Here is a 12,434-nt window from a genome sequence, read left to right as displayed (position 1 = left end):
GCATGATTGTGTGCGGTGGTTTGTTTGCATCGGCATCCTCAGTAAGTGTGTGCAGGGTGAGAACCCATCGAAAAGTTCAATTGCAGGAGCACCTGCTGTTCTTCCGAGAATCCCTGATCGAGATAATTGTATTGCAGGCGGATGGCCGAGAACTCGCTCGGTACATAGCCGATGAGCCCGGACCACCGGTATTGATCGTCGAAATGTTGCGGCTGGTGGAAGCCGACGTAATCATACCGTCCCTGCACCCACCAGCGTTCCAGAAACTGGTACTGCAACATGGTGTACATGCCGCCGCGGTTCAAGTCCGGGTTGGCCACGCCGGTGGCGGGGTTGGTGCCGGTCTGCTGAAACGAGCCGATGTACTCGGTTTGCCAGATGAGCGTTTTGTAACGGGACCGCTTGGCGGGATTCCATTTGACCGTCATGTTGCCCCCCACGAGGTTGGTGCGCCCGCGGCCGGACCCGGACTGGGCTCCCGCTTCGTTGCGTCCCGTGGCGAAGGACCCTCCCAGCTCCAGCGTGGTTTCTTCGTCCACGTCCCACAGGTTTTTCCAGTGGAACAGGTAAGCGAAGTCGTCGTTCAGCGGTGCGTTGAACTGATTTTCATTGTCGCCCTGAACGAACTGGAAGATCGCCTCCGAATACCACGGCACCGGAACAAGATAACTGGTTCCCAGGCCGATCTCAAGCAGGGCTTCGTCGCCGAAGGTGACGTCGTTGATCAACGGCGCATCGATGAACGGGAACTGATGGGTGTGCAGGAGGTTGTGCTTGCCGAAGTTGGCGTAGAACTGTCCGGCGCGCAAGGCCAGCCGGTCCATTAGAAACACATCGACGAAACTTTCTTCGATCTCGACCTCGTCGTTTTCAAACGAGACGCGAAAGTTGGCGCGCAAATAGGTGTCCACGTTGGCGGTGAACTGCAGTTCCATTTCCTGGATCTTGAGTCCGGTCGAGTCTTCATTACCGGGATCGGCGTTGCCGATGGAGCGGTACTGGCCTAGAAACAGGCCGTTGACCGAAATCGCGGGATTGAAAAACCGCGACAACCCCGTGGCGGTGGAAAACGAGGAGTCGGCGGAGCTTCCCGTGCCTTGCGGCAGGTTCTGGTAAAGTCCGGGCGTGGTGGTGCCTGTGGGCTTTTGCCCGGGCGCCTGTTGTGGGGCGACGGGCCCCGCGGGCTGTTTTTCCAGTTTCTTGATGCGGCGTTCCAGCCGCTTGATCTGTTGTTCCAGCTTGTACGTTTCCGGATGGGTGCCGGTATCCTGCGCCCAGGCGGAATTCGCCAGCAGGCACGCGCTCCACACGAACATGGAAATTTTGAGCGGTTTCATCTAAAAAGCTCCTGAATTTGAGGGCAACACGCACGGCACCACGCGCCCGGGACTGCCGGACGTGGCACGGGTGTTGAGGTGAATGATCTTGGATCAAAAACCTGAATGGTTCAGGAGAAAAAGGGAGGACTTCTGCCGGAGTGAAGGGTGGAGACGGGTTGCGGATGCGATGTCTGGTAAAAGGCGACCCGGGAGACTAGGGTAAAGTCCGTGGTCAGCGGCGCGAGGATGGGGATCAACCCCGTTTGCGATTGCGAAAAATGACAGGGAGAGCAGTCTTGGTGGACCTCATCCAGATCAAACTCATGGTTGTGCAGGATGGGGGAGAAGGCCACCATGGCCGTGAAGCACAGGGCCAGAAGGGCGGTCCACAGGATTTTTCGATTGTGAATGGGGCTGTTTGCCGTCATGAAGATCGCCTTTGCCGGTTCATCCGGGTTGCGCTTAGGATGCAGTCCCCAAGGCAAGGATTCAAATTAAATGAAAAAAATCAGAATTGGGGTGGCAGGCAGAGCGGCATTCAAAAAAAGAAACCCCTCTCTTCCTCAGGAAGAGAGGGGTCTGGCGTCTGGGGAGGAGTGAGTCCTGTCCTTGGCAGGATACGGACTCGGGATAAAATCAATCTTCGCTGTAAAAGTGGTCTTCGTATTCCAGCCCACCGTACATTTCGTTCAGCAGTTTGCGATTGATGTCTTTCGGCTTGATCTGGAGGTTTTTCTTTTCCGGGTCGAAAAAGCTTTCCCAGTATTTTTTGCTGAGGGTCTGGGTGGGCACCTCTCTTTTCAATTTTCCGTTACGACCGAAGACTTTAACCGGATACAACATGATTACCTCCTTCAGCTAGGGTGGGCGGAGCCTGATTTATTTTTTCCGGTGAGAATGCCACCGGCGATTACCGGGTTGATGATGGTTTTGATTGGGACGGAAGAAGAAGTCCCCCCTTTTTTCTATTGTTATGATAAGGATTGAGAATTAAATAAGGGTTAAAGCAATATTAAAAAATTTTAATCTTGAGAGGGGATAATCCGCGGGACGGGGAACCAAAGGGGAGGGCCCAAAAATTTTATCGAAAGGCTTGATTTGGGCGAAACAAACGGTTATTTTTTGAATCTAAACCTAAAGAATTTGGACCGATTCTCAACCTGTTTTCTTGAAACTCATGAACGCGAAATCACCAAAACCCTTATGGGATAAAGCTTTTTGGGCTAAGCCGCTGACTTTGGCGGAATCCCTGAAAATTCGGGATGGTTTATCCAGTCCCGCACCCCAGCAGGTGCCTTCGCCTGTCCTGCGGGTCATCCAGTCCCACATGAACCGCAACCGCTTTCGCGGTATTTGCCTGAACTGAAGGCGATTCCCCCCCTCCTGTTTTTTTGGCTCTGTTTTGCCGAAAGGAGTTGAGGGCTGTCTTTTGCGGGTTTGTGCGTGAACTCAATAAATGAATCCCCCGCCGGTTGAAGCCGGCGGGGGATTTTTTTTGATGAGCGGTTATTTTGGGTGGAGGGGAAAAGTCAGGGTGACGGTCGTTCCTTTTCCCGTTTCACTGCGGACGTCGATGTCTCCGCCGTGGTTCTTGACCACTCCCAGCACCATCATCAGGCCAAGTCCAGCGCGTTTGCTGGCTTTCTTTGTGGTGAAGAAAGGGTCGAAGATGCGGTCACGGATTTCTTCCGGAATGCCGCACCCGGTGTCGTGGATGTGAACTTTGATTTTGTCGTCCGCCTGTTCGGTGGCGAGCACGATCTTTCCCGCCTGCCCGGCATTGGCTTCGACGGCATTTTGCAGGAGGTGCTCGAAGGCCAGTTTCAATTGCGCGTGATTGCCTGGAACCTGGGGCAGGTTTGGAAAATACTGTTCCTCAAAACGTATGGAACCGTCTTTGGGTTTTATGTGCGGTTCCTGCATGATCTCCTTCAGTAAAGAATTCAGATCAATCGCTTCCGCATCGACCAAAGACGGGATTTCGCATCGTTGCAACCGGTCGCTGAGGTCGGCGATACGTTGGCATTCGTTGAGGGCCACCATCATGAGGCCTTTGTGGATTTCCTCCATGGCCACGCGCTCGGTCAACTGTTCCAGAATATTCTGGATGCCGTGAATGGGATTGCTGATCTGCCCGGCCAGGCCGGTGATCACTTTCGTGGCGGCGGCGGTGCGCTCCGACGCGACCTGTTTTTCGTGGTGCTGCGTCATGGCTTGCAGGTAGTGGTCCAGGCGCTCCTGAAACTCGACCTTCATCCGCGCCAGTTCCGATTCCAGGCGGTTGCGTGTGGTGTTGTCATTCAACACACCACAGACGCCGTAAAGCACGCCGGAAGAATTGCGCATGGGGTGCTTGATCATAGAGTAATTATGGATTCCGTCATCATGAAGGATGGACTCATTGGTTTCCACGTTCTCACTTTTCTCCAGCGCCTTCCGGTCGGTTTTGGCCAGGATGTCTGCGATGTCTGCGGGGAAAATTTCATGGTCGGTCTTGCCAAGCAACTGGTCCCGGTGCACGTTGAACAGTTTTTGAAACGCGGCATTTGCGAGCAGATAACGTCCCGCCATATCTTTTATGTAAATTGGCAGGGACGCCTGGTTGAGGATGTCGCGCAGATGCCGCTCGCTTTCCTGGATGGTTTCCTCCGCGCGGATTTGCGGAGTGACATCGCGGATGATGTTCAGGCTCAGTTTTTCGTTTTGAAAGATGAAAGTGCTGGTGACCACCTGGGCGGAAAATACGGTTCCATCCTTTTTGTTGAAATGGGCCAGGTTTCTCTTTTTGCGCGGGCCCAGTCCCAGTGTGCCTCCCTGCATGTTTTCCGGAAGGTCCGGCACGGAGCCATTGACCACGAGATCGTGATATTTCAGTTTGTCCAGCTCACCACGGCTGTACCCGAATAGTTTGGACGCGGCTTCGTTCCCATCCAGAATTTTCTGGTCCTCCAGACTGACGACGAAAATGGCATCCGCCTCCGCTTCCATGAGCTTGCGGAACCTTTCTTCGTTTTCCTTCGATGCGATTTCAAACTCTTTGCGTTTTCGGACGTCGTGAATGATGCCGACAAACATGCGCCGGTAGCCCTGGTAGATTTCGCGGACAGCGATTTCGATGGGGAAGGTCGATCCATCCTTGCGTTGCGCCATGAATTCGCGTGGTTCCTTGCCGACCAGGTTGGCCTTTCCCGTTTGCATGTAACGGGAAAGGTAATTGCCATGCTCGCTCCGGTACGGCTCGGGCATGAGGATGCTCACGTTGTGGCCCATGACATCCGTGCTGGAATACCCGAACATGGTTTCCGCGGTGCTGTTAAACGATTGAATGATCCCGCTTTCGTCGATGGTGACAAAGCCGTCGACCGCCTGGTCGATGATGGACGAAAGAAGCGCCTCGCGTTGCTTGATATCGCTCTCCTTCTCCCGTAATTCATGGATATCCTGTCCGACCGCAATGATGGATGAGGACTCCACATTGAGGCCTTCATCCTGGATCAGATGCCACAACATGGTCCGTCTCTTGGAGCCACCTATGTCCGTGGAGCTTTCAAATTGATGCACACCCCGTTTCGGAAGGTTTTCTCTGGCGGCGGTTTCGATTGCTTTCCTATCGTTCTCCGGCGTCACCTGCTCAAAGAAATTGCGGTTTGAAGTTGTGTCTTTACTCCACCCAAGGTGAGTTTCGGCCTCCGGGCCGAATGCGAGGATTTCGAAGTCCGTAGAAAGGGTGATGGGGATCAGCCCGGATTTCTTGAGAACCGAGTCGTAATAACCTTTGATGGTCTCCAATTCCTGTTCGGAGTTTTGTAGCACCTGTTGTAATTTCTCCGCGGCCTCGGCTTTAGCCTGTTGGAGTTCTTCTTCCGCTCTATGGTCGTGGGAAATGTCCAAAATAATCCCGATGGCTTCGCTGGCGTCATCCTCATTTTTGAAAAGGGCGAGGCTGATGAGGCCTTTTTTGCAGTGGTCCTGATGATCTGTTCCGAAGGAGAGAGGCAATATGAGAGTCACAGACCCTTTCTCCTGAAGTGGGCCCAGCACGTCGCGTTGTAAGTCAACATCCTTGCCTTCCATGAACAGAAAGCTCAGCGGTTGCCCCTGCGCCGCTTCCTCGAAGTATCCGGTCAGGTCCTGGGCACCCTGATTCCAGGACATGATGATTCCCTTTGTATTGATGGTGAACATTGGGAGGTCCACCTTGTCCAACTTTTGAGTTTGTTTCCTGAGGTCATCGATAAGCTGATCTTTTTCATCGAGGTCGCTGAGCATCTGCTGGTTCGCCGTCTCCAGATTGCCCATGTTACGTTCCAGCTCTTCGTATTCCTGTTTTTTCTCTTCGAGCTGTTGCTGGTATTCTCGAAGCTCTTCAATTTCCGATTCCATTAAAGAACGGGATGCTTCCAACACCTCCAGGTTCTCTTTGTGCTTCTCCAGGTCCTTGGTGAGTATGGACAATTCGGTTTCCACCCAGTTTTTGGCGATGTGGGCCTCATCCAGGGTTTCCTTGATTTTCTGGATTTCCAGGTCCTTGGCATCGACGAGGGCCTGAGTCGATTCCAGTTCCTCCGCTGCAGGAGCGCTTTCCCTGAAAATTTGGTATTCGTTTTGGAGGTCCTGCAACTGTTCGGTTTTTTCTTCCAAAAGGAGTTTCAATTCTTCTATCTGGTCCTTTAAGGAATTGGCATTCTCCTCTTTTTCCGAAGAATGACCTGCTTTTCCCTCTTCTACCTTTTCTTTGGTCCGGGACCGGGAGGCTTTGTACTCGTGTTCGCTGGCGGGTTTTTCCTGTGAGTCCATTCGGGCTTTCAGTTCTTCGATCTGAGCTTCTTTTTCCGCCAGCTTCTTTTCCAAGGCGGTTTGCTCCCGCTTTACCTTTTCACTGAATTTTTCTTTTGCCTGTAGTTCGTTTTCCAATTTGGCCTGTACTTTCTGTAACTCGAATGATTTGTTGGAAAGCTGTTTTTCCAGATTGGCGGTGAAGGCTGTTTTGATCTCGCCCGGAGATTTGTTTTGGAGCTCTTGCTTGAACTGCTTTGCATCCTCGAGTTCCTGACGGAGTTTTTCCAGATCCTCCATTTTTGCGGTCAATTCCTTGCTGGCGGACTGTTCCACTTGTGCCAATTGGACTTCAAGTTCCTCTTTGGCCCTGGTCTCTTCTTCCAACCTGGTCTGCAAGGCTTTGATTTGATCTTCCGTATGTTCTCCCTTCCTTCTGTTTTCCCGGGATGCTTCCAGTTCTGCTTCCAGTTGTTGCTTGCCCTGCTTTTCTTTTTCCAGAAGCTTCTGGGTCTGCTCCACTTCTTGTGAACGGGTCTTTAACTTTTCTTCAAGTTCCTTTTGAGCGGCCTTCAGTTGCGCCTCATTGGATTTGCTTTTATCGAGTTGGCTTTCCAGGTTGGCCCTGGCGTTTTCCAGACTCGCAATGCGCTCCTTGATCTCCTCGCCCAGCCGGCCTTGCAAACCCTGTATGGCGTCATCCTGCAGGGAATCATCGAATTCAAGGTCCAGTCCATCTTCCTCCCAATCCATTCCGAGGTTGCTGAATTTAGAAGAAGCCGGGTCTCCTGTTGAGTTCGCTTGAGACGGATTTAATATGTTTGCCATCTGGCGCGCGATGATCTTCAAAATCTCGATTTCGTCACGGTCCCAGGATTTGAAGTTATGAATGGTTTCGAAACCCATGCATCCCAGAATGGAATTATCCGAAGTCAGGGGAACAATGGTGATCGACTTCACTCCCTGGGATTTGAAGTATTTTTTCTCCTTTTCTGCTTCCTGCGGCAACTCATCGACTTTGCTGATGTGAAGGACTTCTTTTTTGTTCAGTTTCTGTTTCAACCAGGGAAGGCTGGACAATTTAATAGGATCCGGGTCGGGTTCCATGCCCGGTTCATCAGAAACCCAGATATGCGTGTTGGTCATGGTTTCCCCGTCCTCGGAGATCAAGTTGACGAATCCATGATCCGCATCGCATAGAGTTCCGTAATCTTCCAGTACCTGCTTCAATTTTGAATTGATAAATTCAGAATTCGTTGCATCCTGCGGTTTCAAAGAAAGCAGGTTTTTTTCCAAGTCGAACCAAAACTTGAATCGAGCCTTCGCGTGTGCGGTTTTGATGGCTTCCTGATGATATTTTTGCTTGTTCTCATTCAGCTCTTTCGTGAGCTTTTTAATTTGCGGTTCGTATTTTGTTTTAAGAACTTCGATTTCTTTGGTTAAAGTCCCCTGCGCGGTGACATCCTGCCCGGAAACGATGGTTCCATACACTTGGTCCCGTTCGTCTTTCAACATCGCGGCCTGCCATTCCACCCGATGTTCTTTGTTTGATTTGTCGTGTACGGGGGTGATGAAAGTTTTAAACTGACGGGCCGGATCGTTTGCAAAGGCGATGAACTCACGCCGCAGGGCTTCCCGCTCCTTATTGCGAATGAGAAACGTCATCCAGTCTTTCCCCAGCAGATCCTCCTCCCTGTATCCCAGGAACTTCAGGGCCTTTTTGTTGACCTGCATGATCTGGTTTGCCGTGTCCAACACGATGAGGATGGAATTGTCCACATTGAAGAAAATACGGGAAAGGGTTTTTTCCCCGGAAAGGGATTCTTCCACCGTGCGGATTTCGCCGAGCAGGTGGCGGACTTTTCGCATGGGAATGATGAGCGACAGACCGACAATCACAAGGCAGGCAACGATGAATTCCCAACGCTGGAAGGAAGAGGGGACCGCCGTCTGTGCAAGGAGGGTTTCGAAGAGAATTTGTTTGAGAAAATATTCCCAGACGATCAACAGGACCAACGCGACGATCAGTGTGATTCCAACTTGTGCCGCGATTTGCTCATTCTTCTTCGACATGGAGGTTTCCTTGAAATAAAGGACTTTGTCCACCGGAACGGTCGCATTCAGAAAACAATGCTCCTATCGCCCAGTGTCCAAGGCACCCTTTAAGGCATTTCACATCCCCTCCTTCTTAAGATCAAGAAAGACGCCGAAAAGGAACTTCTTTCCACAGAAGCGGTGGCCAGCCGCCTGCCAATGGAAAGCAGATTGACTTCAAATTTTACGGTTACTCGAGTATAGCTAATAACACTTTAAAAAGCAACCAATTAGCTGATTTGGACCGGGGCGATCGGAGTGCGGGAGGAGGGATAATTCCATTTGCGTCCTGCGACTGGATGTTGAGCCAAAAAAGTCTTTATTTTTAATGGATTACGACGTTTTAAGAAAAGAAACCGGGAGACCGATTCTCTTGGAATCACGGATATTCTGGTCCGTAGAAGAAGCTCAACCCATTGAAAGAATCCCACTTAACGGTCTTCTGGGGGTGCTGGGGCTGGTTCGTGGTGTGCGAAAAAAACACTTTTTGGGCTGACCCGGAGGATGAACCGTTCATTGGCATTGGGCGGAATGATGCTGTTCAACGAAAATCGCCACTGCGCCACTTTCCCGGACCGGTGGGGTCCTCCCTTGATTAAAAACGCGGACTGATGAGGATTGTTCATCAGCAGAAAGTCGGTCGCCCCCTGGGGGCTTTCGTTGTAGCGGTATACCCATCCGAAAAGATGGCTGATGGTTCTTGTCCCGTCATTGCGGATTTTGAAAACTATAAAATCACGGCCTTCGCCCAAAAGATAATTCGTATCGTAAGCCACCAGTCCCTGCGGCACGAATTCCTCCGCGCCGGGTTTGGGTGGTTGCGCCAGGGCAGGCAAAGAAGTTAAAGGAAAAAGCGCGGTCAGAATGATCACGGTCTTCATCCGGAGTCGAAATGAATCCATCCATATTCTGAGCATTTGCATGACAATATATTTCATAAAAAAATGTTGTTGTTCGCGTGGCTTCCCTTACACTAAAAATACTAATGGAACGTATTGGATCAAATCAAGGGATTATGAATCAGGGGACAACCGAAAACCGCAAGTACAAAATTCTATTTGTCGATACGGAAAGAAAGGTTCTGGTCGCGGCAAAAAAAATTTTCAGCCAGAGTGGATATCAGGTTGAAGTGTGCGATGGAGCCATGCGGGCGGCGGATGTGGTGGCCAACAATGGACCCATCGCCGTTGTGTTCACCGAGGAGCGCATGCGTGGAATGCGTGGCACGGAACTGCTCGAGATCGTCAAACGGGTCTCGCCCAATACCGTCCGTGTGCTGACCGCCGCCCAGATTGACGACCATATCGTCGAGGACATCATCAATAAAGCGGAGGTTTTCCGCCTGGTAAGGAAACCCATCGACTTCAATATTGCACTCAAAGTTGCCAAACAGGGGATTCAGCTTTACGAACAGGCCAACAGGAATGACCACCTGGACCTGGCCCTCCATGACATGGAGGCGGAAAAAGACAAGGTGGCCCGCGATGCGGAAGGGCTGGTCGCGCGCATCAATAAGCTCAAACGATCCACTCTGTACTGGTTCGCCGGAATATTGCTGGTGATCGGCCTTGCATTCGGGTTCAACTTTTATCAGGAGTACTTGCGCCAGCAGGATCTTCAGGCTTCGAGCAATAACCTGGGCTCCTGGGTCGCTTATAAAAATCACACGGCTCTGGACACGGTGAACAATCTGATGTGGATGACGCGCGATTTCCGGATTATTGAAAAACGCTACCCCACCTCATGGAAAGAGGCGATGAACTGGGCGGAAAAAATGAACGCGCGGCGTTACGCCGGGTATTCCGACTGGCGGGTGCCCACGATTCAGGAATACAAAAGCACCTTCGACCCGGATCGCACCAAGTTGGCCTATGACCGGAACCAGGAATACCCGGTCGGGTATCCCACAGCCTTTGAGGATGGAGGCGGGTATGGGTTCTGGAGTAGTGACCGGGAAGGGGAGGATTCCGCGAGGTATTTCTTCTTCGTGGGCGGGTACGATCGCACCGGAGCTCTCAACTATGGCAGTCCCACCATGAGCGTCCGCCTGGTGCGTGACCTGAAGTAAACCGCGTCGCTCATCCTCATTCGAACGCGCTTTCACCCCGAGTATTGTTCCAGCAGGGATTGCCAGCGTGGCCCTTCCACCAATCGGCGCACGGTCAGCATCGCTTCCGGGTTCAGATCCTTTCGCTGGAACAGCACGCCCGGCGACTCCGGCGGGCGGGCTTTCCAACCTCCGCTTCGCCACTGACTCACCACCTTTTCCATCAACTCCACCCCCAGCTTGAGCGTCTTGCCAATCAGCGATTGTTCATCGTCTCCGGGCTCGACGGTCACGGTTCCCTGTTCGAGGATGGCTCCGGTGTCGATGCCCGGATCGATCTTTAAAATGGTCGCTCCCAGGCAATCCAGCCGTTCATCGTGGATGGGCCAGAAATTGCAAGACGACCCGCGGTATTCTTCAGTGAGACCGACATGCAGGTTGAGAATGCGCCCGGGAAACGCATTGAGCAGGGATTGTCCCACCAGCCCGCAGTCGAACAACAGGATCAGATCCGGGTCGATGCGCTTCAGTTTCTTTAAAAAGGAATCGACATGCAAATCACCCGGTTGCAGGGTTTCGTAAACGGGATGGTTCGCGCGCGGCCAATCGCGGACAGGAGCGAACTCGCGTTGCTCGTACTCCTGCCGCCGTTCAAAGAACCAGAGCCACGCGCGCTCGGCTTCTTTTGTAGCGAAAGGCTGGGAAGGGTAGTGTTTGCTTTCCGCAAAAACGGAATGCACGGCAAACCGGGCGTTGATGCGACGGATAAAATATTCGTGCCGCAGATCGTCGCCGGTCACCAGTACCAGCCGGGGTGATTGCATGTCTGTCCTTTATTCGTTTCCGTTCCTTAAACCGGCGCCAATTATAGCAGAGGCGGTAGGGCTTGAACGCCGGGAATGGTACAATGTCTCCGATTTTTGCGTCGCCCTGCCTATTCCCGCACCGGAGTCGCCCTGTTGCTGAACATCATCTGGGTTTCATTTTTTCTCATCGCCTTTCTGGTCGCCCTCCTCCAGTGGCTTGTGTGGGGTCAGGGGGATGTCTTTGTTTCGATCATGGGCGCGACCTTCGAGATGTCACGTGTGGCCTTCGAAATCGCGCTCGGCCTGGTGGGCATCATGAGTTTCTGGATGGGGATCATGCGCATTGGCGAGCGCGCCGGAGTGCTGGACCTGTTTGTCCGGCTTCTGCATCCTTTGTTGCGCAAACTGTTTCCCGAGGTGCCGGAGCGGCATCCCGCATTCGGCGCGATGGTCATGAACTTTTCCGCCAACCTTCTGGGCCTCGACAACGCCGCCACGCCTCTCGGCCTCAAGGCGATGAACGAATTGCAGGCACTGAACCCGGAAAAACATTCAGCCACCAACGCACAGATTCTGTTCCTCGTGCTCAATACCTCGTCCGTCACGCTGTTTCCCGTCACCGTCTTCGTGTACCGGGCGCAACAGGGCGCGGCCGATCCCACCGACGTATTCCTTCCCATTCTGCTGGCCACGTTTTGCTCGACCCTGGTGGGGCTGCTTGCCGTCGCCGCTGTTCAACGAATCAGTATGAACGACCCGGTTCTGCTGGCGTACCTGGGTGGGCTTACCGCGTTGATGGGCGGGCTGGTCTGGTACTTTTCGCAACTGGATCAAGCTGCCATGCAGGAGCAGTCCGCGCGTCTCAGCAACTTCCTCTTGTTCACGGTGATCGTGGCGTTCATGGCCACGGCCCTGTGGAAAAAGCAGAACGTGTTCGACGTGTTCATTGATGGTGCGAAGGAGGGGTTTGAGGTGGCGATCAAGATCGTCCCGTACCTGGTGGCGATGTTGGTCGGCATCGCCGTGTTCCGAGCCAGCGGCGCGCTCGAGATTCTGCTGGACGGCATCCGCTGGCTGGTATTGGGGGTGGGTGGCGATACACGGTTTGTCGATGCGTTGCCGACAGCGTTCATGAAACCACTGAGCGGCAGTGGGGCACGCGGCATGATGATCGAGACCATGCAGACTTTTGGCGCCGATTCCTTTGCGGGACGCATGGCGTCGGTGATGCAGGGGAGCACCGAGACGACATTCTACGTGCTGGCGCTGTATTTCGGTGCGGTGGGGGTGCGTCGGACACGCCACGCCTTGCCCTGTGCCCTGCTGGCGGACGCGGCGGGCATCCTCGCCGCCATCCTTGTCAGCTACTGGTTTTTTGGCTGAGCCTCACTT

9 protein-coding genes are annotated in these 12,434 nt (G+C 53.0%); 2 read left to right on the top strand and 7 right to left on the bottom strand.

Annotation, left to right across the window (positions count from 1 at the left end; translation table 11 throughout):
* Positions 1 to 38: 38 nt before the first annotated feature.
* The 6 genes from J2S31_RS09120 to J2S31_RS09095 form a co-directional block, all read right to left on the bottom strand.
* Positions 39 to 1,337 carry a porin gene (locus J2S31_RS09120; RefSeq protein ID WP_237098777.1) on the bottom strand — a complete coding sequence of 433 codons (1,299 nt, stop codon included), beginning with the start codon at positions 1,335 to 1,337 and terminating at the stop codon, positions 39 to 41.
* A gap of 110 nt (positions 1,338 to 1,447) precedes the next feature.
* Entirely contained in the window at positions 1,448 to 1,747 is a 300-nt protein-coding gene (locus J2S31_RS09115; RefSeq protein ID WP_237098776.1) for a hypothetical protein, read from the bottom strand.
* A 208-nt stretch (positions 1,748 to 1,955) separates the two neighbouring features.
* Entirely contained in the window at positions 1,956 to 2,162 is a 207-nt protein-coding gene (locus J2S31_RS09110) for a hypothetical protein (RefSeq protein WP_237098775.1), read from the bottom strand.
* Positions 2,163 to 2,474: 312 nt separating this feature from the next.
* Positions 2,475 to 2,648 (bottom strand): hypothetical protein, encoded by a 174-nt coding sequence (locus tag J2S31_RS09105; RefSeq protein WP_237098774.1) that lies wholly within the window; start codon positions 2,646 to 2,648, stop codon positions 2,475 to 2,477.
* 177 nt (positions 2,649 to 2,825) lie between these two features.
* Entirely contained in the window at positions 2,826 to 8,168 is a 5,343-nt protein-coding gene (locus tag J2S31_RS09100) for a PAS domain S-box protein (RefSeq protein ID WP_237098773.1), read from the bottom strand.
* Positions 8,169 to 8,620: 452 nt separating this feature from the next.
* Positions 8,621 to 9,061 (bottom strand): hypothetical protein, encoded by a 441-nt coding sequence (locus tag J2S31_RS09095; RefSeq protein ID WP_237098772.1) that lies wholly within the window; start codon positions 9,059 to 9,061, stop codon positions 8,621 to 8,623.
* Between the two features lie 143 nt (positions 9,062 to 9,204).
* Between J2S31_RS09095 and J2S31_RS09090 the strand changes: the two genes are divergently transcribed.
* Positions 9,205 to 10,257 (top strand): Lcl domain-containing protein, encoded by a 1,053-nt coding sequence (locus tag J2S31_RS09090; RefSeq protein WP_237098771.1) that lies wholly within the window; start codon positions 9,205 to 9,207, stop codon positions 10,255 to 10,257.
* A 32-nt stretch (positions 10,258 to 10,289) separates the two neighbouring features.
* Here J2S31_RS09090 and J2S31_RS09085 read toward each other — a convergent pair whose 3' ends face one another.
* Positions 10,290 to 11,060 (bottom strand): formyl transferase, encoded by a 771-nt coding sequence (locus J2S31_RS09085; RefSeq protein ID WP_237098770.1) that lies wholly within the window; start codon positions 11,058 to 11,060, stop codon positions 10,290 to 10,292.
* A gap of 135 nt (positions 11,061 to 11,195) precedes the next feature.
* Between J2S31_RS09085 and J2S31_RS09080 the strand changes: the two genes are divergently transcribed.
* Positions 11,196 to 12,425 (top strand): nucleoside recognition domain-containing protein, encoded by a 1,230-nt coding sequence (locus tag J2S31_RS09080; protein WP_237098769.1) that lies wholly within the window; start codon positions 11,196 to 11,198, stop codon positions 12,423 to 12,425.
* Positions 12,426 to 12,434 lie beyond the last annotated feature (9 nt).

The sequence above is a fragment of the Nitrospina gracilis Nb-211 genome, assembly GCF_021845525.1.
Lineage (GTDB): Bacteria > Nitrospinota > Nitrospinia > Nitrospinales > Nitrospinaceae > Nitrospina > Nitrospina gracilis_A.
Note: the sequence above shows the minus strand (reverse complement) of the source record. Positions and strands in the feature narration are given on the sequence as shown.